This is a genomic window from Cupriavidus numazuensis, from assembly GCF_905397435.1.
Lineage (GTDB): Bacteria > Pseudomonadota > Gammaproteobacteria > Burkholderiales > Burkholderiaceae > Cupriavidus > Cupriavidus numazuensis.
The window spans coordinates 1-21,837 of the sequence record NZ_CAJPVI010000091.1 but is presented as its reverse complement, the minus strand read 5'-3'; the positions used below and the strand labels follow the sequence as shown (position 1 = coordinate 21,837).

At 65.0% G+C, this 21,837-nt stretch carries 18 protein-coding genes and 1 pseudogene; 6 read left to right on the top strand and 13 right to left on the bottom strand.

The genetic code is table 11. The annotated features are described in order from the left end of the window. Nucleotides 1–665 precede the first annotated feature (665 nt). Nucleotides 666–2,060, bottom strand: a complete 1,395-nt coding sequence (locus KHO41_RS38570) for a hypothetical protein (RefSeq protein WP_211958478.1) — start codon at nucleotides 2,058–2,060, stop codon at nucleotides 666–668. A gap of 374 nt (nucleotides 2,061–2,434) precedes the next feature. Next, nucleotides 2,435–2,761, bottom strand: a complete 327-nt coding sequence (locus KHO41_RS38565; RefSeq protein WP_211958477.1) for a PadR family transcriptional regulator — start codon at nucleotides 2,759–2,761, stop codon at nucleotides 2,435–2,437. Nucleotides 2,762–3,248: 487 nt separating this feature from the next. On the opposite strand from KHO41_RS38565, the gene KHO41_RS38560 reads away from it, so the two are divergent. Beyond that, nucleotides 3,249–4,160 (top strand): DMT family transporter, encoded by a 912-nt coding sequence (locus KHO41_RS38560; protein WP_211958476.1) that lies wholly within the window; start codon nucleotides 3,249–3,251, stop codon nucleotides 4,158–4,160. A 3-nt stretch (nucleotides 4,161–4,163) separates the two neighbouring features. On the opposite strand, the gene KHO41_RS38555 is transcribed toward KHO41_RS38560, so the two are convergent. The 3 genes from KHO41_RS38555 to KHO41_RS38545 all read right to left on the bottom strand — a co-directional run bounded on the left by KHO41_RS38555 (nucleotide 4,164) and on the right by KHO41_RS38545 (nucleotide 6,210). Beyond that, complete coding sequence (locus KHO41_RS38555) at nucleotides 4,164–4,415, bottom strand: hypothetical protein (protein ID WP_211958475.1); 252 nt, start codon at nucleotides 4,413–4,415, stop codon at nucleotides 4,164–4,166. 31 nt (nucleotides 4,416–4,446) lie between these two features. Beyond that, a complete protein-coding gene (gene fur / locus KHO41_RS38550) occupies nucleotides 4,447–4,887 on the bottom strand; it encodes a ferric iron uptake transcriptional regulator (RefSeq protein ID WP_211958474.1) in 441 nt (146 codons plus the stop codon). 471 nt (nucleotides 4,888–5,358) lie between these two features. Further along, the gene (locus KHO41_RS38545; protein ID WP_211958473.1) at nucleotides 5,359–6,210 is read right to left on the bottom strand and encodes an AraC family transcriptional regulator; all 852 of its coding nucleotides are present in this window, start codon (nucleotides 6,208–6,210) and stop codon (nucleotides 5,359–5,361) included. A gap of 59 nt (nucleotides 6,211–6,269) precedes the next feature. Between KHO41_RS38545 and KHO41_RS38540 the strand changes: the two genes are divergently transcribed. Further along, nucleotides 6,270–7,148, top strand: coding sequence for an NAD(P)-dependent oxidoreductase (locus KHO41_RS38540; protein WP_211958472.1), 879 nt, complete (start codon nucleotides 6,270–6,272; stop codon nucleotides 7,146–7,148). Between the two features lie 6 nt (nucleotides 7,149–7,154). Here the strand turns inward: KHO41_RS38540 and KHO41_RS38535 are convergent, their stop codons facing one another. Beyond that, a complete protein-coding gene (locus KHO41_RS38535; protein ID WP_211958471.1) occupies nucleotides 7,155–8,063 on the bottom strand; it encodes a LysR substrate-binding domain-containing protein in 909 nt (302 codons plus the stop codon). A 161-nt stretch (nucleotides 8,064–8,224) separates the two neighbouring features. On the opposite strand from KHO41_RS38535, the gene KHO41_RS38530 reads away from it, so the two are divergent. Beyond that, nucleotides 8,225–9,244 carry a DUF1338 domain-containing protein gene (locus KHO41_RS38530; protein WP_211958470.1) on the top strand — a complete coding sequence of 340 codons (1,020 nt, stop codon included), beginning with the start codon at nucleotides 8,225–8,227 and terminating at the stop codon, nucleotides 9,242–9,244. Between the two features lie 845 nt (nucleotides 9,245–10,089). Here KHO41_RS38530 and fusA read toward each other — a convergent pair. Beyond that, entirely contained in the window at nucleotides 10,090–12,198 is a 2,109-nt protein-coding gene (fusA, locus tag KHO41_RS38525) for an elongation factor G (protein WP_211958469.1), read from the bottom strand. Nucleotides 12,199–12,566: 368 nt separating this feature from the next. On the opposite strand from fusA, the gene KHO41_RS38520 reads away from it, so the two are divergent. Then, nucleotides 12,567–13,196, top strand: coding sequence for a response regulator transcription factor (locus KHO41_RS38520; RefSeq protein ID WP_211958468.1), 630 nt, complete (start codon nucleotides 12,567–12,569; stop codon nucleotides 13,194–13,196). A 128-nt stretch (nucleotides 13,197–13,324) separates the two neighbouring features. Beyond that, a complete protein-coding gene (locus KHO41_RS38515) occupies nucleotides 13,325–14,293 on the top strand; it encodes a DedA family protein/thiosulfate sulfurtransferase GlpE (RefSeq protein ID WP_211958467.1) in 969 nt (322 codons plus the stop codon). Nucleotides 14,294–14,316: 23 nt separating this feature from the next. Here the strand turns inward: KHO41_RS38515 and KHO41_RS38510 are convergent, their stop codons facing one another. From KHO41_RS38510 to KHO41_RS38485, 6 genes are all read right to left on the bottom strand, one after another. Next, complete coding sequence (locus KHO41_RS38510; protein ID WP_211958466.1) at nucleotides 14,317–15,273, bottom strand: DUF1177 domain-containing protein; 957 nt, start codon at nucleotides 15,271–15,273, stop codon at nucleotides 14,317–14,319. Between the two features lie 62 nt (nucleotides 15,274–15,335). Continuing rightward, nucleotides 15,336–16,496, bottom strand: a complete 1,161-nt coding sequence (locus KHO41_RS38505) for a porin (RefSeq protein WP_211958465.1) — start codon at nucleotides 16,494–16,496, stop codon at nucleotides 15,336–15,338. Nucleotides 16,497–16,787: 291 nt separating this feature from the next. Further along, the gene (gene pepE, locus KHO41_RS38500) at nucleotides 16,788–17,543 is read right to left on the bottom strand and encodes a dipeptidase PepE (RefSeq protein ID WP_211958464.1); all 756 of its coding nucleotides are present in this window, start codon (nucleotides 17,541–17,543) and stop codon (nucleotides 16,788–16,790) included. Between the two features lie 32 nt (nucleotides 17,544–17,575). Further along, nucleotides 17,576–18,760, bottom strand: coding sequence for an aminotransferase class V-fold PLP-dependent enzyme (locus KHO41_RS38495; RefSeq protein WP_211958463.1), 1,185 nt, complete (start codon nucleotides 18,758–18,760; stop codon nucleotides 17,576–17,578). A gap of 37 nt (nucleotides 18,761–18,797) precedes the next feature. Beyond that, entirely contained in the window at nucleotides 18,798–20,408 is a 1,611-nt protein-coding gene (locus KHO41_RS38490; RefSeq protein ID WP_211958462.1) for an OPT/YSL family transporter, read from the bottom strand. A gap of 73 nt (nucleotides 20,409–20,481) precedes the next feature. After that, entirely contained in the window at nucleotides 20,482–21,207 is a 726-nt protein-coding gene (locus tag KHO41_RS38485) for an IclR family transcriptional regulator (protein WP_211958461.1), read from the bottom strand. A 199-nt stretch (nucleotides 21,208–21,406) separates the two neighbouring features. Between KHO41_RS38485 and KHO41_RS38480 the strand changes: the two are divergent. Next, a pseudogene (locus KHO41_RS38480) lies at nucleotides 21,407–21,730 on the top strand (hypothetical protein); the annotation flags it as partial. Nucleotides 21,731–21,837: the final 107 nt, after the last annotated feature.

Here is a 21,837-nt window from a genome sequence, read left to right as displayed (position 1 = left end):
GCACCACCGTGAGTGGGAATACAGCGCTGATTGGACGAGCCCTGCAAGCGTCTGTGGCCCCTGCTGCTAGCGGCATCGGGTGATCGCCTTCGGCTGCGCTACGCGCAGAGCTCTAGTCTGGGCACGCAGGGCCAGGGCAAACCACGCCTCGGTAACGAGGCCCGCGCATTGCATGCGCCAAGTGGAGAGAGGGAGAAGAAATACAGACCTCGGGCGCCAGCGACGTTGTTGAGCTTGCGCCCCGACCAGGATGCGCGCGCAGCGCAGCCGAAGGCGTCCCACCACTGACCGTGTTGGAAGGCTGTACCCGAGTCCGTCTTGGGGATCGTCCAAACGCCGTGCCGCGCCAGGCACAGGTTCTGACTCACATAGCGTTAGCAGGTTGGAACGGCCGACCACCATCGCAGGCGTCCAAAGCCGTTTGAACTCCTGCCACCGTGGAATTGATGGCCAGCGGCAACGACGCGCTTTTCTGCCTACTCTTTTGTCGCTCGGACAAAAGAGTAGGTCGCCGGCTACGCCGGCGAAACAGCGGCGCCTGCCAAGAACGACACCTTAATCCCAGCCCCAAAACCCCCGCCGGCGACGCCGTTGCGCATGCCAAAAACGATAACCAAATCACCAATCCGGCGAAGAACCAAGCGGAAGGTCTACGACAAGTCCGATCAAAGGAGATCTTCCAGTCGATCGTGCTGCCAGCGTATATCCTCGGGACTGAGCACAATATAACCAAGCGATTTCAGCAACCTCAGCGCCTCCAGTTCGGCATCCAGGTACACCGGACGTTCCCGTCCACGAGCATGCTGTGCGACCAGCAACTGCGATCCGCTTGCATACACATAGGGAACATCGTCACCTGACGGCTGCCGGGCGGCGAGAATACGGCAGTGAGCCAGGTTAGGCTTCCAGCTGATATCCACGGCAGCATTGGACCTTGCCGTGCAAAGCCGCAATCGCTTCAATGCCTTGATCCAGTTGACGAAGCTGTCGCGATCGGAGGGTTGATAACCTTTCAGCAAACATGCGAGCGCATCTTGCGCGATGGCGGTCACCGCTGCACGGTCATCGTCGAGCACGGAGATCTCCAGCGCCGCGCGCTCGCATCCGTCCTGATCATAGATCTGGCATTCGCAGTCGATCGCACCCTGCTGTAGCAGCTCGCATAACAGAGCCCAGGCTCTCGGATTTTTGGCGAGCCTGCCTTCGAGGGTGGGATCTACCTGAGCGAGCAGTTCCGGCATCGAACGATGCTCATTCGAAAGGACTGCCAAGGCAAAAGCCATTGCGTTCTCTGACGGCTTGTCACCGCGCGCCAGTCTTCGGGTGGCGACTTCCTTGAGTTCGCTGATTTCCGCGGCGGTCTCTGCGGCATGCCGCCACGCATAGGCTTCGAGGCTCTCCGACAGTTTGCGTGCGGGCCTGGTCAACTGCAAAGCCAGCGTCTGGACAACGCTTTTGCACACGGCGCAGTGACATTCCAGCCGCCCCGCATGCAGGAATCCCGCATATAGCCGCTCCTGATGACCGCAGTGCGGACATTCGATGGCAAAGCCGCCCTGTCGCACCGGCCGCTGGGTCGCGAGCAAGCCGTCGACCTGGTAGTTTGCCCGTCCATCGCAGCACGGGCACATCCACTGCAGCTTGTGCGCACCATCACGCGGCGCGACTGCCCGCTCGAATTGTCTTTCTATCGAACTGCGTGGAATGCCTTGGGAGCGCCCGAGCACATCGGCACAGTAGTGCCAATAGCAATAGGAGTGAGCAAGGGCGGCGACTTCGGTATCAAGGCCTTGAAGCGCGGGGAGAGGATTGACGTTGCCGCGGATCTCGTCGGCCAGCGCATCGATCAGCGCTACCCCACCGGGCATCGCCGCTTCCAGCGCCGTGCGGCTCTGCTCGCGGAAATCCGCCACGTGAACCCGGCGGATAAAGTCTTCGTTCTCGAGCCAGAACAAATGCCCCGGAAGGGCTTCCAGCCCCTCGATACCCGCCCGGATTTCCGACATGCCCGGACAGGCGAGAAATGTGAACGGCTTGCTGAACAGGAAAGTATCTGCCATGGGTCACCGGATTATCCTGCCCACGAGCCTCGATCGCCCGTGCGCGATAGTCACTATCCCTTGACTGCACTAACGCCCATTGAGCGCGCCGCGTCTGTATGCGCGGATACGCGGCACTCCGCTGCGGGAGTGTTTCTTCTTCTTTCTTGTCACATCGCGTCGCGAGCACTTTGTGCGTGCCGCATGGACAGCATAGGCGACGATTGCCTGTGCTTGCAATGTCATCTAACCGCGCCCCGGATCTTTCGAGAGCACTTCCAAGAGCGGATTGTCCGTTGAGGCCGGTCTGCCGGCTCGGCAACTACGCAGAAACAGGTACGCCCTGCGTGCCAGCGGAAGTCGCAAAAATCGCGAGATCCAGGCGCGGGCGGGTCTCAGGCCTGCCCGGTCACAGACTCACTACCCACCGCGTCCGGCGCATGCAGCCGCCGATACAGATCATCAATCCGCTCCCGGCTGGTCCGCAATTCTTCACGTCCCTGCTCCGTGAGCAGATAGACACGCCCGATGCCATCCCGGAGGACAGATTGCAGATACCCCTCCATCTGCAACGCGCGCAGCAGTGGCCGCACCGTGCCGATATCGACCTGGAAGCCGTATTCCATCAACATTTCTGCAAGCATGGCCACGGTCGCGGGGACTTCCATGGCGAACTGCAGGACGTAAACACGGGCGAGCAAGCCCAGGAACTGTCGTTTCATGTGGCAGGCAACGCGGAACAGGGAAGGCTGGTTGACGCAAGTTTTGCAATGTGAAGCATGCGGCCGGCACGGGCGTCACAAACTTGCATGGCATGCCGGAACTGTAAGCTTGCGCCTCGTTTCGGCAAAAAAGAAGCCGCCAGAGTCCTGGCGGCTTGTCGGGAATGCGTCGGAGGGGTCAATTAACTCTGGCGCAGACCAGATTTTAGTTTGATCGAAGTCGCCTTGTCACGCGCTTGACGTACATCCCCCTCTACCGAGGGGTGTCACCGTAAGGCTTCTGGAAGGTCACGTTGCGTGCAACCGTCCGGATCGTCGGATTGGTGCCTTAAATCGCAAGAAAATCGTATTTTTGTGATGATTTATTCGCAATTTCGCGACGCAAAGCGAAGCCTCCTGCCGTCATGGAGACGTCCGAAAACAGCTTGCGGCCTGGGCTCGTGCTGGCGTCTAATCCGCCCATGCCCCAATGGCAAGTCACCGAACCATGAAACCCGCCGATCTCGTCCGCCTGTTGTCGCTGGCCGCCCTCTGGGGCGCCAGTTTCCTGTTCCTCCGTATCGGGGCCCCGGTCCTGGGACCATTTCCGACCGCCTTCGTGCGCATTCTGATCGGTGCGGTCACGCTAGCCGCCTGCCTGCCGATACTGGGCCTGCGTTGGGAGATGCGCGGCAAGTGGCCGGCGGTGCTCATGCTCGGCGTGGTGAACTCCGGGATTCCGTTTGTGATGTATGCCGTCGCGGCGCTCTGGCTGCCGGCCGGATATTCCGCGGTGTTCAATGCCATGACGCCGCTGATGGGCGTGCTGATCGGTGCGCTGTGCTTTGCCGAGCGATTGACCCGGGCCAAGGCAGCGGGTGTGTTGCTGGGCATTGCCGGTGTGGCGGTACTCACGCGCACCGGTCCGGTGGCGTTTTCCGTGCATGTAATGCTTGGGGCGCTGGCCTGCCTGGTGGCCACAGCATGCTATGGGCTGGCTGGGTTCCTGACACGCCGGTGGATCACCGAGCGGGGCGGGCTGGACAGCCGCCTCGTCGCTGCCGGCAGCCTGATCGGAGCAACGCTGTTCCTGCTGCCGTTCAGCGTCGGCGCGCTGGCACAGCACAACACGCTGCCCGATGCGGGCGCCGGGGTCTGGGCGGCCATGCTGGGTCTCGGCGTGGTATGCACTGCGCTGGCTTACATCCTCTATTACAGGCTGATTGCCGACCTTGGTCCGGTGCGTTCCCTGACCGTCACGTTCCTGATTCCGCCGTTCGGCATAGTCTGGGGCGCGCTGTTCCTGCACGAATCGCTGTCGTGGGCGCACCTGGCGGGTGGCGCGCTGATTGGTGCCGCAGTGTGGCTGGTGTTGCGGCCGTCCAGGCCACTGGCACAGCCCGCACCCGCGCGTGGCTGAGCTTCAGGCGCCGCTCACGACGTTGTAGCGCTCGCGTACCAGCGTCACCACGCGGCGCGCCTGGCGCAGGTTGCGCACGGCATCGGCCTCGGAGCGCTCGGGGAAATCGACTTCGGCGCTCCAGTTGCAGCCGGTGTGGTCCGGCCGGTGCACGCACAGCGCACGTAGCTGGCAGTCCTGGCAGCCCGGCTCTTGGCGCAGGCACAGGTTGAGCAAACGCTTCAGTTCGGACAGAGGCTTGGTCAGTCGGTCCATGATCGGCTCCTGCTAAGGTGCGCCGTGCATGTCAGCCGGCCGGTCGTTCGGCCCGGCATTCCGGGCAGATGCCATACAGCACCAGCATGTGCTCACGCAGCGCGAAATCGTTGTCGGCAGCCACCTGGCGCTGGCGCTGCTCGATGCGTTCGTCCCGGAATTCCTCGACGCGCCCGCAGTTCACGCAGATCAGATGGTCGTGATGGCCGCCCTCGTTGAGCTCGAACACCGCATGATCCGACTCGAAGCTGTGGCGCAGCAGGATCTCGGCCTGCACTAGCTGGTTGAGCACGCGGTACACGGTCGACAGCCCGGCGTCGTCGTCCTGCGTGAGCAGGATGCGATAAACGTCTTCGGCGCTCAGATGGCGCCGGTCGCTGGTGCGGAACACCTCCAGGATGCGCATGCGGGGCGACGTGGCCTTGAGACCGGCGCGCTTCAGGTGGGCAGGATCGGACATCACGGTTGGCATGGCATGCGGCTACAGGCGCCATCCAGGGATGGCGTCGGGAAAATCGGTGGAAATCAGGCTGAAAGACGTCCGGAACGCCCTTGCGGTGCGTCCCGGACGTGGCGCCGTGCCGGAACGGCTGAGCGGCGCGCGGAATAAAAAGGCGGCTTGGCTTGTCGACGGATGACGCGGTCGGGAAAGCGGGGTCTGGTTGCTTTCCCGACCATCCGGCGACTGGCTACTGCCAAACGCTCCGCGTTACGGAGCGGTCCCCACAAAAGTCGGTAACGGGATGCCGCCTGCTGGCGGCGATCCGAAATTCTTCCCGGCTGGCCCGCTGCCCACGCCGCGTACCGCGACGGTGCCAGCCTGGCCGGTTTGCCTGCTTTTGCCTGTTTCGCGTTGTTGCTGCGTCAGACAGTGATGCCATAGTAAATGGGAATCGATCTCATTACAAGGGGAATTTTGAATTTTTCGCGAGGAGGGCAATTCTCATGGGTTGGCTCGGCCGGTCATGCCCGACAGCGCCTCCACCCATCTTCCCGGCGTCACCCCGAAAGCGCCTTTGAAATGCCGCGTCATATGGCTCTGATCGGCGAATCCCGCCTCGATCGCGGCGGCGCTCAGTGATGCGCCTTGCATCAGCAGATGCCGTACCCGGGCGAGCTGGCATTGCGTGCGGAAGCGGCCCGGACTCGTGCCGAACAGCACGCGGAACTGGCGCGCGATGGTCCAGCGGTCGAGGCCTGCCGCCTGCTCCAGCGCTTCCATGCCGAGTTCGCGCTGGCTGTCGCCGATGATCAGCTCGCGCACGCGCATCAGCGCGGGGAGGGCCAGCGCGCGGGAGCGCTCGCCGGACGGGTGCCCGGCGGCGTCGAGCAGCAATTGCGTGACCGATGCCACGATATCCACGCCGCACAGCGCGTCGACGGGATCGTCGAGATTCCATACGCCGCTGGCAAGGCAATCCGCGATCCGTGCCGTTCCGACCACCGGTGCCGGTACGAACGGCAGCGCGCGTCCGCCCAGCGCCTGCTGCACCAGCGCCGGATCGACATAGACGATCCGGTAGCCGAAGCCCTCCGGCGTACCGGCGCGGCCGTCGTGCAGCTCGTCGGGATGCAGGATGTGGCATTCCCCGGGCAGGCAGTGGCGGGTTTCGCCGCGATAGCGGAAGGTCTGCACGCCGCTCAGCGTGATGCCAATGGCATAGGTTGCGTGGCGGTGCGGGGCGAACGCGTGATCAAGGAACTGCGCCTCGGCACGCTCGATGCCTGCGGCACCGGGCCCGAACCGCATGCGATTTCGCAGTGGTGCGCCGCTATCGCCTGCACAATCGTTCAAGACAGTCTCCGCATGGCTTTGTACGCTGGCACCAATGCTAACGCCAACCGGAGACGCACATGGCGGTGGGATTCATCGGACTCGGCGTCATGGGGCAGCCCATGGCGCTCAACCTCGCGCGAGCCGGCACGCCGCTGGTGGTGTGGAACCGATCGGGCGGGAAGTACCAGCCTCTGGTGGAGGCTGGCGCCACGGTGGCGGACAGCGCGGCGGATGTGTTCGCCCGCGCCGGCGTGGTGATCCTGATGCTGGCGAACGACGCGGCCATCGACGAGGCACTGGGCCGCGGCACGCCGGACTTTGCCGCGCGGGTTCGCGAACGAACGATCGTGCATATGGGGACCACTTCGGCCGCGTACTCCCACGGGCTGGAGGCCGATATCCGTCAGGCGGGCGGCCAATATGTCGAAGCGCCCGTGTCGGGCTCGCGCAAGCCGGCAGAGGCGGGCCAGCTCGTTGCCATGCTTGCGGGCGACGCGGCCGCCGTGGAGCCAGTGCGGCCGCTGCTGGCGCCGATGTGCCGTGAGGCGATCCCCTGTGGTGCCGTGCCGAACGCGCTGACGATGAAGCTTGCGGTCAACGTGTTCCTGATCACGATGGTCACCGGGCTGGCGGAGGCCATGCATTTTGCCGAACGCCACGGGCTCGATCCGGCGCATTTCATGGCCGTGGCCAATGCGAGCCCGATGGCAAGCGATGTGTCGCGCATCAAAGTGGCGAAGCTGGCCGCGCGCGACTTCTCGGTGCAGGCCGCCATTACCGATGTGCTGAAGAACAGCCGGCTGGTTGCCGAGGCGGCGAGGGCGGCGGGGATGGCGTCGCCGCTGCTCGATGTCTGCCATGCGCTTTACGGCGAGACCGAAGCGCTGGGGCTTGGCCAGGCTGACATGGCGGCCGTGATCCGTGCGTTCGAGCAGCGTACGGCGCAGCTTGGCTGAGGGCGTTCAGGTCGTCAAAGACGATTCTCGCGGCAGGTCCAGGATCCATTCGCGGAACGCTTCGAGCGCGTCGGGCGGCGGCCGGCCCTCGGGATACGCGAAGTAGTAGCCCTGCTGTTCATCGAGCACGCCCTCGACCGGCACGACGAGCTCGCCGCTGCGCAGTTCGCGCTCGACCAGCAGCCGCGGTGCCAGGCCGATGCCAAGGCCGGCCGCTGCGGCAGCGGTCATCATCGTGAACAGCTCATAGCGCGGCCCGCGCGATGCGGCGATGCCGTAGTCCCAGCCCTGCGCGGCATACCAGTCGCGCCATGCATGCGCGCGCGTGCTCAGGTGCAGGTGGCGGCAACGCGAGAACGCGGCGGCATCAGCGACCGGGTTCCCCTCAAGGAACGCCGGGCTGCAGACCGGCACCACACTGCCTTCGCGGAAAATCATGCCGCCGCGCGTGCCGGGCCAGAACTGGTCGCCGAAGTAGATCGCGGCGTCGTAAGCGCACTCCTGGAACGAGAACGGCTGCGAGCGGGCGCTCAGGTTGACGGTGATGTTCGGGTGCCGCCGCGCAAAGTCGGGCAGGCGCGGAATCAGCCATTGCGTGGCAAAGGTCGGCACCACCGCGAGCTCCAGCGTGTAGCCCATGGCACGGCCAGCGGTGATCTCCAACGTATCGCGCTGCAGGTGATCCAGATGGCGGCGGATGCGGGCCGCGTACTCGCGGCCCGTGTCGGTCAGTACCAGGCGCCGGCGCACGCGCGTGAACAGCGCCACGCCCAGTCGTTGCTCCAGCATCGCTACCTGGCGGCCCACGGCGCTCTGCGTGAGTGCCAGTTCATCGGCCGCGCGCGTGAAGCTGCCCAGCCGCGCCGAGGCCTCGAAGGCCTGCAGCGCGCCGAGGTGGGGGATGTCGTTTCTCATGGGGTTGACTACGGACGGCGCGGGGGGCGACCAGTATAGCGCCAGCGACCCGCACGACACTTTGTGCGCGGCACGCACAATGTTGTGCGGATTCCGCGCTTGTCGAGTCACCGTGCCGCCCCTATCCTGCCCCGGCAAATTCCTGCCTCCCGCCAATCGCCATGCACCCGAATATCGCCACGCTGCTGTCCGCCAACCTCGGTGAATCCCGTACCCGCCACCTGCTGTCGCTCGTCAGCGTGCCCGACGACCTGCCGTCCGATGCCGAAGGTCGCGCCACGCGCGCCGAGATTGCGCAGGCGCTGAACATGGTGTTGTTCGCCGGCATCCTGGACCGGGTGCCGACCGGACGTGCCTATACCGATGACGTGGCCGCCACCGGCGGCAAGGTGGTCTTCGATCACGGCGCGCTGCGCACGGTCAAGTGGCGCGACAATGGCGCCCTGCCCGAGGGCGAGGCCGCGTTCACGCGCATCCTGCGTCCGCTCGGCTATCGGCTGAACGGCCACTATCCGCTTGATCGCATCCGCATGACCGGACGCTCCTATGCTCATGCCGACGCGCCCGAAGGCATCGCACAGTTTTTCGTGAGCGAGTTCCACCCGGAAGGCTTCAGCGACGCCTTCCGCGCGGCGATCGGCCGCGTGACCGGCAACTCCGCCGATCCGCTGACGCCGCGTGCCCAGACGCTGCTGTGGCAACTGGAACGCGATGGCTTGCTGGCGGTAGCCGACGGCGTTGAATTGATCGGCCTGCTGGTGCCTTGCTTCGAGCGTCAGCATGATGTCCCGAGACTGGCGGACTACGAAACGCTGCTGCGCGAATCGGCCGAGATGGCGTGGATTGCGACCGAAGGCAACGCCTTCAACCACGCCACCGATCGCGTGGACGACGTGTTCGCGCTGTCGGCGCAGCAGAAGGCGCTGGGCCGACCGATGAAGGACAAGGTGGAGGTCTCGGGCAGCGGCCGCGTGAAGCAGACTGCGTTCCGTGCCGACATGGTGCGGCGTCAGTTCATTGGGGCTGACGGTGAGACCGTGGAGCGCGATGTGCCCGGTTCGTTCTACGAGTTCATTACGCGTGATCGTTTTGCCGATGCGCCTGCGGCGGGCCTGCGTTATGACCTGGGGTTTGATGCGGGTAATGCGCAGGGGATTTTCAGGATGACGGCGGCAGTGTGAGGGGGGAGAGGTTCCACGGTGAAATGCGGGGGTTATCGCTCTTGGCGGGCGCCGCTGTTTCGCCGGCGTAGCCGGCGAGTCACTTTTGTCCGAGCGACAAAAGTAACCAAAAACGCGTTTTGGTTGCCCCAAAGGGGCGAATTTTTATCGTAGTGTGCCAGGGGTGTTGTACGGGTATGGGCTTCAGAGTGAATTACGCTGCCTGCCGCGTGGGGCACCACCGTGAGTGGGAATACAGCGCTGATTGAACGAGCCCTGCAAGCGTTCGTGGCCCCTGCTGCTATCGATATCGAGTGATCGCCTTCGGCTGCGCTGCGCGCAGAGCCCTAGTCTGAGCACGCAGGCCCAGGGCAAACCACGCCTCGGAGACGATGCCCGCGCATGGCATGCGCGAAGTAGAGAAAGGATTTCGGACGAACCTAGGCGCCAGCGACGTTGATGAGCTCGCCTCCCGACGACGACGTGCGCGCAGCGCAGCCGAAGGCGTCCCACCACTGACTTGGTTGAAGCGCTGTACCCGAGTCCGTCTTGGGGATCGTCCAAAAGCCGTGCCGCGCAAGGCACAGGTTCTGACTCACATGGCGTAGCAGGTTGGAACGGCCGACCACCATCGCAGGCGTCCAAAGCCGTTTGAACGACTGCCGCCGTGGAATTGATGGCCAGCGGCAACGACGCGCTTTTTGGTTACTTTTTGTCGCTCGGACAAAAAGTGACTCGCCGGCTAAGCCGGCGAAACAGCGGCGCAGGCCAAGAACGATACCCCGGTCTCAACCAAAACCCGCCGGCTACGCCGGCGAAACCGCGGCGCCGGCCAAGCACGACACCCCATTCCCAACATCAATCCCCTACCCCACCTTCTTCGCATTAATCACCGCCTCAGCCACATTAGCCGGCGCCTCGGCGTAATGCTTGAACTCCATGGTGAACGTCGCGCGCCCCTGCGTGAGCGAGCGCAGAGAAGTCGAGTAGCCGAACATCGTCGCCAGCGGCACCTCGGCGCGCACGACCTTGCCGCCGCCGCCCGCGATCTCTTCCATGCCGTGCACTATGCCGCGCCGTGACGACAGGTCGCCCATCACGTTGCCGGTGAATTCCTCCGGCGTTTCCACTTCCACCGACATCATCGGTTCGAGCAGGATCGGCTTGGCGCGCCGCATGCCTTCCTTGAACGCCATCGAACCGGCCATGCGGAACGCGTTTTCGTTCGAGTCCACGTCGTGGTACGAACCGAACACCAGCGTGGCCTTGACGTCCACCACCGGGTAGCCGGCCAGCACACCAGCGGTCAGCGTCTCGCGAATGCCCTTGTCCACGGCGGGGATGAATTCGCGCGGCACTACGCCGCCCTTGATGGCATCGACGAACTCGTAGCCGCCGCCGTGCGGCATCGGCTCGAGGTTGAGCACTACGTGGCCATACTGCCCGCGGCCACCGGATTGCTTGATGAACTTGCCCTCGACGTCCTTGACGGCCTGGCGGACGGTTTCGCGGTAAGCCACCTGCGGCTTGCCGACCGATGCCTCCACGCCGAACTCGCGGCGCATGCGGTCCACCAGGATTTCCAGGTGCAACTCACCCATGCCGGAGATGATGGTCTGGCCGGATTCCTCGTCGGTCGTCACGCGGAACGACGGGTCTTCCTGCGCCAGGCGGTTCAGCGCGATGCCCATCTTTTCCTGGTCGGCCTTGGTCTTCGGCTCCACGGCCTGCGAGATCACCGGTTCGGGGAAGCTCATGCGTTCGAGGATGATGACCTTGCCCGGATCGCACAGCGTATCGCCGGTGGTGGCTTCCTTGAGTCCGACCGCCGCGGCGATGTCGCCGGCGCGCACTTCCTTGATTTCCTGGCGCACATTGGCATGCATCTGCAAGATGCGCCCGAGCCGCTCGCGCTTGCCCTTGACCGGGTTGTAGACCGTGTCGCCCGAATTCACCACGCCCGAATACACGCGGAAGAAAATGAGCTGGCCGACGAACGGGTCGGTCATGATCTTGAATGCGAGCGCGGAGAACGGCTCGTCGTCATTCGGGTGGCGCTCGGCTTCGCGATCGTCCTCGGTATGGCCGAGGATGGCGGGCACATCGGCGGGCGAGGGCAGGTAGTCGATCACCGCGTCGAGCATGCTCTGCACGCCCTTGTTCTTGAACGCACTGCCGCACAGCATCGGCACGATCTCGTTGGCGATCGTGCGCTTGCGCAGGCCTTGCTTGATCTGCGCCTCGGTGAGCGGTTCGCCGGCCAGGTACTGTTCGAGCAGCGTCTCGTCGGCTTCGGCCGCGGCCTCGATCATCTTGTCGCGCCATTCCTGCGCGACCGGCCGCAATTCGGCCGGGATGTCCACATATTCGAAACGCACGCCCTGGCTGGCATCGTCCCAGACCACGGCCTTCATCTTGACCAGGTCGACCACGCCCTGGAAATGGTCTTCCGCGCCAACCGGGATCTGGATCGGCACGGCGCGCCCCTTCAGGCGGTCGGCGATCTGGGTCTGCACGCGGAAGAAGTCCGCGCCGACACGGTCCATCTTGTTGACGAACGCGATGCGCGGCACGCTGTACTTGTTGGCCTGGCGCCAGACCGTCTCGGATTGCGGCTGCACGCCGCCCACGGCGTCATAGACCATGCACGCGCCGTCCAGCACGCGCATGGAACGCTCGACTTCGATGGTGAAGTCGACGTGTCCGGGCGTATCGATGATGTTGATGCGGTGCTCGGGATAGTTGCCGGCCATGCCCTTCCAGAACGCCGTGGTCGCCGCGGACGTGATGGTGATGCCGCGCTCCTGCTCCTGCTCCATCCAGTCCATGGTCGCAGCGCCATCGTGCACTTCCCCCAGCTTGTGATTGACGCCGGTGTAAAACAGGATACGCTCCGTCGTCGTCGTCTTGCCGGCGTCGATATGGGCACTGATGCCGATGTTGCGGTAGCGCTCGATGGGGGTTTTGCGGGACACGGTGATCTCTCCTGGATGACACCAATGAAATAGATTAGCACCTGTCGCACAAGCGCGTTTTCCCCTGCAAACGGAAGGGGCTGGCCTCGAACCGGCGCGTGCCCGACCGACTTTAGGTAGCAATTCCGCGAATCTAAAGAAGAATCTGCCCAAAGAACGCAAGGAAATTGCTTCGCCCTGAAGCAGAGTTCTCTTCATGCCGCGACGACGGTGCCTGCCTATACTTTCCCGCTTGTGTTTCGCGCTCCCAATGCGGCGTTTCCGAATGCGCGTTTCCTCTCCCGCGGTTGCCGGTCTTCCGGCGCCCGGACGCATTCCTGACCGACACCGAAACCGATATACCGATACAGAGGAACAGACAGGCAAGCATGGCTACCGTCCTGATCGTCGATGATCACCCCGCGTTGCGGCTGGTGATGAGATCGCAGCTTTCGCAATTGCTCGGCGTGGAGCATATTCTTGAAGCCGACAACGGCCAGTGCGCGATCGAGGCCGTGCGCCAGCACAAGCCGGAACTGGTGATGCTTGACCTCGACATTCCGCGCATCGGCGGGCTCGATGTAGCGACAAGGGTGCGCGACATCCATCCGCAGGTGCGTATCCTCGTCGTGACGGCGCTCGATCCGGCGGTGTTCGTGTCGCGCTCGTGGCAGGCTGGCGTGCAGGGTTTCGTCAGCAAGACGCAGGACATCCGGGAAATCCTGCGCTCGGTGGAGTCGGTGCTGGCCGGCTATACGGTATTTCCGGCGCTGGCGCGGCGCGGCTCGCCCGGACCCGTGCTGTGCGGCGACGACGAGAACCTGCGCCGCCTGTCCGACAAGGAGCTGGTCGTGCTCAAGATGCTGGCGCGCGGCCTCTCATACAAGACCATCAGCGGCGAACTGTTTATCAGCAACAAGACCGTCAGCAGCTACAAGGCACGCATCATGACCAAGCTGCAGGTCAGCTCGCTCGTGGAACTGGTGGATTTCGCCCGCCGCTGCCGGTTGGTCCAGTAGAAGTCGTTGCCGGTGGCGCAGGCTCAGGGAATTTGAATATCCCGTGCAGACGGCGCGCGTGCAAGGCGACACCGCCGCTGGCACACTGTCGGTCTGATCAATGCGCGAGACTGGACGGGGAGACGGCTGTGGGCGAGTTGCAGACCATGCTGGAACACCATGGGCTGATGCTGGTATTCCTGAACGTGCTGGCGGAACAGGCAGGGCTGCCGATTCCGGCGTATCCGATGCTGTTCGTGGCCGGAGCACTCGGTGTGCAGGAAGCCGGCCCTTCCATTGGCGCGGTGCTGGCAGCCGTCATTGCGGCCTGCCTGATCGCGGATACCGCCTGGTATTTTGCAGGCCGCCGGCTGGGCCAGCCGATGCTGCGCACGATCTGCAAGGTGTCGATGTCGCCGGACACCTGCATTCGCCAGACCCAGTCGCTCTATCTTCGTGTAGGACCACGTTCGCTGGTATTCGCCAAACTGCTGCCCGGCGCCGGTGCGCTGTCCACCGCCATGGCTGGCATGACCGCCACGCCGTTGCCGGTGTTCCTGTTCTATGACGCCTTGGGCGCGCTGGTATGGGCGGGCGCGGCGCTGCTCATCGGCGTGGTGTTCAGCGATTTTGTGGATGTCATTCTCGCGGCATTCAGCGCCTACGGGCATCTGGCGGTGATGGCGTTGCTGGGCGCATTCGCGCTGTTCCTGGCCTGGCGCGTGTGGTGGCGTTTCCACATGCTGCGCCGCACGCGGCGGATACCGCGCATGACTGTCGATGAACTCGAAGCGCGCCGCCGCGCCGGTACGCTGCCGCTGGTGCTCGACGTGCGCGCGCATGGGCCGGTGCCGATCGAGCGTATTCCGGGCGCCCTGGTCGTCGACATGCACGGACCGCTCGATTCACTGCGCGTCCAGCTTGAATCGCGCGATATCGTCGTCTACTGTGCCTGCCCGAACGAGATCTCGGCGGCCATCCTGGCAGAACGGCTTCGCGTGGCCGGCTATGCGAAGACGTGGGCACTGTTAGGTGGCTTCGACGAATGGAAGCGCCTGCACGGCGCCGATATCGCCCCCACGGCGGCACACGCCGCCAACGACGCGACGGCCGGCTGAGCCGCCCCCCTGGGCGGCAGCTTTCAGCGTTTGCCGGCGGTCTGGAACACCGACAGGTCCGGGTAGACCGCGCGGATCTTCTCCCACTCGGCCGCGTTGAAGAACTGGCACTTGCCGGCGCCAAAACGCTTGCCCACTTCCACGCAGAAGCGCACGGCCTCGGCAATGTCGATCTCGTGGTTGGCCGACGTGGCGCTGCCCGAGACGACCGATTGTGCCGTGACCGCCACGCCCACCACCGGTGCCTGCGTGGCCACGTGTGGCTGCATGATGCTGTTGAAGTGGTACAGGCCGTTGTGGTACGGCGTGATGTCCTGCTGCGAGATCGGGAACGTGACGGCCGGGCAGCCGGTGGTCGATTCCATCGTCGCAACCAGGTCCGGGCTCACGCGCAGGATGTAGCCCTGCATGGCCGTCGGCGAGATCGCGAAGCCGCGATGCTTGATGATGCTGTTGCCCTTGGACGCATCGATCGACAGGATCGCGTCCATTTCCGGTAGTACCTGGTAATCGTTCATGGTGTCGGACGACACCGGCATGCCCATGAACGGCACCGGGTCATGTGGCTGCATCGACACATTGGTCGACAGGTGCGTCGTCACGATAATGTCGCCGGCCAGGTGGTCGCCACGCGCCTTCATCTGGGCGAGCTTCAGCGCCACGGCCAGGCAGCCGATCGGGCCATCCGCGTCCGAGACCAGACCGACCAGCTCGGGCCGCGCGCCGATGGCGCCATTGCGGCCGATCACGCCGAGCGTCGGCGCCTTGCCGCCTGCGCGCTTGCCCGCGGTGCCCGGCGCCACGATGGTGATGAAGTCGCTGGTGTTGGCGGTGTTCTCAGGCGGAGCGTTGTGCACCGTGGTCACTTCGACCGTTACGCCGGCTTCGGCGTAGGGGGCGAACAGTTCCTGGACGACCGCGCCGTTGGCGTTCGGGCTGTCCAGGGCTTCATGAATGACCAGTGTCTGCTGCAGGGCCATGGCTTTCTCCAAATGAAATTGCGTGGTGCCGCACACGCGGTGGTGCGCGGCGGGAAGTGCGATCAGAACTTGTGGCGCAGGCCGACCATGACCGTGGTCTGGTTGTCGCGGCCGTCAAGGCGTCGGCCGCTGTCGCCGGTCCAGCTCGTGGTGTTGTTGCCAAACAGGCCGGACCAGTCGCCGCGCACCCAGTCGTAGGCGACGGCCAGATAGGCGTCGGTGCGCTTGCTGAACGCGTAGTCGGCCACGCCGTAAGCGGTGGTCCGGTTGCCGCTGAAGTTGTCGGCGCGCGTGCGGTTGTGCATCACGCTGCCGATCAGCGTCACGTTGCCGGTGACGGGGTAGCTCGCGCCGACGGTGAAAAAGTCGTCGCGGCGGCTGCCGTTGAAGACCGAGTTGATGGCGGCGCGGTTGGTCGGCGTGGGCGCAGTCGACATGCTCGTGATGGTGGCCGTGTCGGTGCCTCCGCGCGACGAATCGAAACCGCCGTCGCGGTCGCTGTAGATATAGTTGGCGAACAGGTTGCCGCGGCCGACGGAGGCATTCAGGCCGGCCATGTAGATACGCGCGGCACGGCTCTGGATATCGCGGGTCTGCTGGAAGTCGCCAATCGCGGTAATCGGGCCGGCCGCGTACTTGAGACCCAGCGATACCGACGAACTTGCCGAACCCTTGCCTGCCGTCTCGCCGAGTGCGTATTCGGCGATGACCGAGACCGGGCCGAAGTTGCCGGTATAGCTGATGGCGTTGTCGTAGCGCTGGCCGGTCAGGTACACCATCCACGAGTTCGACGGCGCCGCACCGACGCCGAGCGGGTCGACGTAGTACAGCATGGTATTGGCCGTGGTGTACTGCCGGCCCATGGCCAACTCGCCCCACCGGTTGCCGATCTTAACGTAGGCCTGGCGGCCGAACAGCTGGCCTTGCTGGTCCAGCTTGCCGGTATCGGTCAGGAAGCCGTTCTCCAGCACGAAGCCGGCCGTGAGCCCGCTACCAAGATCCTCGTTGCCGCGCAGGCCGAAGCGGCTGCCCGACAGGAAGCCTTCGCCGCCCTGCTGCAGGCCGAGTACCGCGTCGCCAGCCGGGTTGGAATGCGTCTGGTACGTCAGCGCGCTGTCGACGACGCCGTACAGCGTGAGGCCTGACTGCGCCATGGCGGCGGCGGGCAGGCTCATCAGCAGCGGCAGGGCCACGCGGGCGGCGCGGCGGAACGGTTGGCTCATTGTGGTTTCTCCTCCAGAGGGTAAAAGGGGGGCCGTACCGGTGGCAGATCGCTGCAGCCGGTATGGGAATTTCGAGTTGTTGTGCTGGTGGCCTGCTTACATGAGGCGATTCAGCGCGTTCGCGGGTTTTCTCCCCTCTCCCGCTTGCGGGAGAGGGGCGGGGGAGAGGGCGGGCGCTCGCAGTTGCGACACGGCTTACTTCGTGGTGGCTCCTGCCCTCTCCCCCGGCCCCTCTCCCACCGAGTGGGAGAGGGGAGCAAACCGGAGCGGCACTGTGATGGGCTTACCTGCTCAAACCGCAAAGCCCGTCCAGTCCTGCATTCCTGCCGGACCGTTGATGCGCGACAGCGGGAAGGTCTCGCCTTCACGGATGGTCTCGACCTTGCCTTCCGCCGGGAACCACAGCGCATGGCGCTCGCCGAGCACCGTGCCGTGGGTGCCGTCGCTGTACAGCGCGGAACCTTCGGGCAGCGCGAACACCTGTTCCGGTGCATTGATATGCAGGAACTCCGCCAGACGCTCTTCACGGCTTTCGCCGTTATGGCCAGCGGGCTTGCCGCTGATGAAGTGCGGGTTGATCTGGAACGGCACCAGGCCGAGCGCGCGCAGCGAGGGCGGCTGCACGATCGGCATGTCGTTGGTCGTGCGGATGGTCGGGCACGCCACGTTGCTGCCGGCGCTCCAGCCGACGTACGGCGTGCCAGCCCGCACCTTCGCGCGAATCGCGTCGACGATGCCCGCGTCATACAGGCGCTTGAGCAGCGCAAACGTGTTGCCGCCGCCCACGGCGATGGCCTCGGCTTCGTTCACCGCGCGCAGCGGATCGGCGCTGTGGTGGATCGATTCGAGCGCATAGCCGAGCTTTTCGAACACCGGCTTGACCATGCCTTCATAGGTATCGAAGCTGAACGTCACGCCCGCGAACGGCACGAACAGCACCTTGCGCGGCTCGCGCTTGAGCAGCGTGTGGATCTGCTCGCTGGCGTGCTCGAGATAGCCGAGGTTGTCCTTGCGCGAGCTGCTCATCAGGAGAATGCGTTGGGTCATGTCTTGTATTCCTTCAGGGATGCGATCGGAGATCAGGCAATGGCGGCGCGGATCAGCGCGGCCACGCGGTCGATTTCCTCGTGGGTATTGAAGTAGTGCAGCGACACACGCGCCATGGTCGACACGCCATAGCGCGCCAGGATCGCGTCCGCCATGAAATTGCCGGCTTCGATGATGCATTGCTGCGTTTCGAGCGCCGCGACGATGCTGGCCGGGTCCACGCCGCGCACGTTGAATGGCACGATGCCGATGCGGTTCGACACGTCGGCCGGGCCATATAGTTCGAAGCCGGGGATCGACGAGAACTTTGCCACCGCGTACTCGGTCAGGTCGCGCACGCGTGCCTCGATGGCGTCGATGCCAATCTCCATCGCGTAGTCGATCGCCGTGCCCATGCCAAGGATCGCCGGCACGATCGGGCAGCCCGCCTCGAACCGGCGCGCGCCGGCGACGAGCGACAGCGCACCGGTCGCGCGGTCATAGGCGCCGTTCCACCAGCCGACCAGTGAGGGCTCGATCTGATCGATCAGCGCGCGGCGCACATACAGGAAGCCCGAGCCCTCGGTCGCGCGCAGCGCCTTGCGGCCGCAGCCGGCGAGGAAGTCGCAATCGAGTTCGGCCACGTCCGAGCGCAGCATGCCGACGCTTTGCGCGGCATTGACGAGCGACAGCACGCCATGCTGGCGCGCCACGGCGCAGATCTGCGCGGCAGGCTGCACGGCGCCCGTCGAGTTCGGCAGATGCGAAAACGTCAGCAGGCGTGTGCGCGGCGTGATCGCGGCGGCGAAAGCGTCCGGCGACAGCAGGCCTTCGGCATTGGCGGCGACCATCTTCACCACGATGCCGTGGGTTTGCTCGAGCCGGCGCCACGGCAGCAGGTTGCTGAGCATCTCGGTGTCGGCCACCAGCACTTCATCACCGGCTTGCCAGGCGATGCCGCGTGCGACCAGCGAGATGCTCTCCGTCGCGTTCTTGGTAAAGGCGATCTCGTCGGCCGCCACGTTCAGCAGCGCGGCCAGCTTGCCGCGCACGGCGTCCACGCGTGCATAGGTCTCCTTGCGGAACGCCGGCAGATAGATGCCCACGTGGCCCGTATCGAGCAGGTAGCTGCGCACGGTGTCGAGCACGGCATCGGGCGGCAGCGAGGCCGCGGCCGTGTCGAGGTAGATGGTGGAGGCCGTCAGCGGAGTGCCGGCACGGATCGCTTGGATATCCATGGAACGTCTCAGGTAATGCTAATGCGGGAGGAGGGTGTTACTTGCGCAGCTTGGTGACGGAGCCGAAGAAGCTGAACAGCGCATCGCCCGCGATCACGCCGCCGGCAAAGGCGCTCATCTCCGCCACGTGCTTGTCGCCGCGCAGGCGCTGCACCACGAAGCGGATCAGCAGGCCCGCCAATACTGCCCAGCCGGCCAACGGCGAGGCAATCAGCATGCCGGTCGACAGCAGGATGCCAAGCTGGCGCTTGGAGCCGCCGATCAGCTGCAGCAGCGCACCGGGAACCGCCCAGATCATGAGGTTGCGCGCGATTTCGGCGGATGAGCCAGCCTTGATCGACGCCGCGTAGACGCGGTCGACAGGCGGGATCAGGTTCTGCGAGAAGAAGGTGCCGTGGAACACGAGCACCACGACTGCGGCCACGGCGAAGCCGATCATCGCGGCCAGGAACTGCTGCTTGCGGCCGGCGAGTTCGGCTTCCATGTCACGGCCTTCGCCGCGCAGCAGGTAGCCGGTCTTCAGGTCGTAGCCCATGTCGGCGAAGGCCGGGCCGGTGGCGGCCGAGAAGCCCACCAGCACCGCGAGCGCCGTCGGCGGGAAGCCGATCAGGATGCCGATGGTCAACGTGATCAGCGCCACGGCAAAGGCCGGGAACCAGCCCGAGTGCATCGCGGCGATGCCGACGATCAGCTCGTGCACATAGGCGGCGAACGCGGCGTACAGCACGAACACGACCAGCATGCCGAGCGACATGTCGGAGACGTGTCCGGCGAGTACCGAGATCAGCAGCGCGATCGCCAGATAGATCAGGAAGCCGCCCGACAGGATGCGGCTGGCGCGCGAGGCGGGCACTTCGATCGTGCGCGCATCGGCGGCCGGCGCATGGCGCGCGCGGCGGATTTCATTGGCCACCTGGAACAGCGCGACGATGCCGGCACCGATCATCAGGCCGTGCGGGATGTAGGCCTTGGCGATGTCGATGCCAGTCAGCGCCACCGAGTAACCGCGCACCAGCAGGCCGACGCCGAACATGGTCAGCGCCGCCAGGTTGCCGAGGAAGGCCGCGCCGAACGCAGACATCGGCACGCCGAGCCACGCGCCGCCGACACCAACCGCGATGCCGAGGCCAAGGAACGCCGCCTTGCGACCACCGCGGTCGCCCGCCCAGATCGCTTCAGCGGTGGCAATGCCCGCAGGCCAGGTGCCCGTGGCCGGGAAGATCTTGCTGCCGAACAGGAAGTACAGCATCGCGCCGTCGACGAACATGGCGATGACCGCGCCGATCAGCATCGGCGTGGCCAGCTCGGGCATGCCCATGGCGTACGGCACGCCGATCGGGATCATCAGCGAATTGGCCGCGCCGAACGTGGCCGACGAGATCGCGGTCTGCACCAGGTTCTGCCGCTCCAGCACGCGGAAGCGCCGCGTCACCTCGAGCGGAATGCGCGAGAACACGATGGCGATCAGCGCGCCGATGATCGAGGTATTGGCCGAGATGCCCAGCGACACGATCAACTGCATGCCGATCATCGCGCCGAACACGGACAGCCCCACGGAAACCAGCAGCAGGAGCGGCTCCATGAAGCGCGTTCTTGTCGCTGGTTGCGCCACCCCCGGCGCGTTCAGTTCTGTTTGCATAGGCGTCATGTCTACCTTTCCTCCCTAGTGTTGTCTCGTTTTGCGCGCCCTGCCAGCCCGGCTGGCGGTGCGCCATGTGTTGTCAGCGCAGGAATCCCGTCACCGGCCCGATGGTGTCGCGTGCGGCCCGCAGCGCATCGAGCAGGCGCGGCAGGGCTTGTTCGTCCAGGCGCTGCAGCGGACCTGCAATCGCCAGCGAGCCGATCACGGTTCGCGTATCGCGGCTGTACAGCGGCACAGCCAGGCCCGCCACGGTGGCCGTGGATTCTTCGCAGGTATAGGACCAGCCATCGGCGCGGACCTGCGCAAGGCGTGCTTCCAGCTGTTGTGCGGACAGCCCCGCGCGCTGCGCCACGCGCTCGCGCAGGGATTCCGGCTGGAACGCCAGGATCGCCTTGGCATGCGCGCCGGCATCGAGCGCGAAGCGCTGGCCGACCTCGATCGAAAAGCGAAGCTGATGCTGGCTGTGGGCGATATCGGTACACAGGCCTTCCTCGCCATCGAGCCACGACAGGAACACGGTCTCCCCGCTCTGCCGCGCTAGCGCTTCCAGCGCGGGCTGCACGACCTCGGCCGGCGAGAAGGTCTTGCGCATGACCTGTCCGAGTTCGAACCAGCGCAGGCCCAGGCCATAGCGGCCGGCGGCGTCCTGCACCAGGAAGCCATTGGCGGCGAACGTCGCGAGCACGCGGTGGACCACCGCGTGGTGCACACCGCTTTCACGTGCAAGTTCGCGCACGCCCCAGCTTGGCTGGCGCGCATTGAAGTGGGTCAACAGCGCCAACGCGCCATCGAGGGTCTTGAGCATTTCGACTGCCTTGTGTCTCTTAAATAGAGACAACGTCTCTTATACAGAGAAATGCTAGGCGTCCGCGGGCCTACCGAACAATCAGGGTTAACGCGAATAAGCGGGCAATACGGCCGTGCCGGCGACGTTGGGCGCCGGATCCGGCACAGGATGACGAGCGACCTATACTTGGCACAGACCGTCCGCAACGGAGGCGTGCATGCCCGCAGATGACCATGGATTCGGCGACGAAGCAGCCCGTATCGCGCAAAGGCGGCGGCAGCTCGGCATTCCGGCAAGGCCCGGTGGCGATGGTCGCAACTGGGCACTGGCGCTGTCTGGCGGCGGCATCCGCAGCGCCACGTTTTGCCTCGGCGTGCTGCAGGCGCTGGCTGGTACGCCGCGGCCGAAATCCGATGCGGAACCTGAGCCAGAACCGGAGCGCGAGCCGCCGGGTGCACCCGCGCCGACGTCGTCGCTGCTGGCCCAGTTCGACTACCTTTCCACGGTCAGCGGCGGCGGCTATCTGGGCGCCTTCTTTACTCTTACTGTGTCACAAATATAGCCTGACATCCCAGCAACACGGACAGCGCGGAAGCTTGCTGGTGATCGCGCGGGCGATGAGTAATCGCAACGTGGAAATCGAGTCAG

Excerpts from the sequence above, each read along its gene's own strand:
- fur (WP_211958474.1), bottom strand. The coding sequence starts at position 4,887 with ATGCCAACCGTGATGTCCGATCCTGCCCACCTGAAGCGCGCCGGTCTC.
- KHO41_RS38540 (WP_211958472.1), top strand. The coding sequence starts at position 6,270 with ATGGCGGTGGGATTCATCGGACTCGGCGTCATGGGGCAGCCCATGGCG.
- KHO41_RS38495 (WP_211958463.1), bottom strand. The coding sequence starts at position 18,760 with ATGGATATCCAAGCGATCCGTGCCGGCACTCCGCTGACGGCCTCCACC.
- pepE (WP_211958464.1), bottom strand. The coding sequence starts at position 17,543 with ATGACCCAACGCATTCTCCTGATGAGCAGCTCGCGCAAGGACAACCTC.
- KHO41_RS38535 (WP_211958471.1), bottom strand. The coding sequence starts at position 8,063 with ATGAGAAACGACATCCCCCACCTCGGCGCGCTGCAGGCCTTCGAGGCC.
- KHO41_RS38560 (WP_211958476.1), top strand. The coding sequence starts at position 3,249 with ATGAAACCCGCCGATCTCGTCCGCCTGTTGTCGCTGGCCGCCCTCTGG.
- KHO41_RS38520 (WP_211958468.1), top strand. The coding sequence starts at position 12,567 with ATGGCTACCGTCCTGATCGTCGATGATCACCCCGCGTTGCGGCTGGTG.
- KHO41_RS38485 (WP_211958461.1), bottom strand. The coding sequence starts at position 21,207 with ATGCTCAAGACCCTCGATGGCGCGTTGGCGCTGTTGACCCACTTCAAT.
- KHO41_RS38555 (WP_211958475.1), bottom strand. The coding sequence starts at position 4,415 with ATGGACCGACTGACCAAGCCTCTGTCCGAACTGAAGCGTTTGCTCAAC.
- KHO41_RS38570 (WP_211958478.1), bottom strand. The coding sequence starts at position 2,060 with ATGGCAGATACTTTCCTGTTCAGCAAGCCGTTCACATTTCTCGCCTGT.
- KHO41_RS38565 (WP_211958477.1), bottom strand. The coding sequence starts at position 2,761 with ATGAAACGACAGTTCCTGGGCTTGCTCGCCCGTGTTTACGTCCTGCAG.
- KHO41_RS38490 (WP_211958462.1), bottom strand. The coding sequence starts at position 20,408 with ATGACGCCTATGCAAACAGAACTGAACGCGCCGGGGGTGGCGCAACCA.
- KHO41_RS38505 (WP_211958465.1), bottom strand. The coding sequence starts at position 16,496 with ATGAGCCAACCGTTCCGCCGCGCCGCCCGCGTGGCCCTGCCGCTGCTG.
- KHO41_RS38510 (WP_211958466.1), bottom strand. The coding sequence starts at position 15,273 with ATGGCCCTGCAGCAGACACTGGTCATTCATGAAGCCCTGGACAGCCCG.
- KHO41_RS38530 (WP_211958470.1), top strand. The coding sequence starts at position 8,225 with ATGCACCCGAATATCGCCACGCTGCTGTCCGCCAACCTCGGTGAATCC.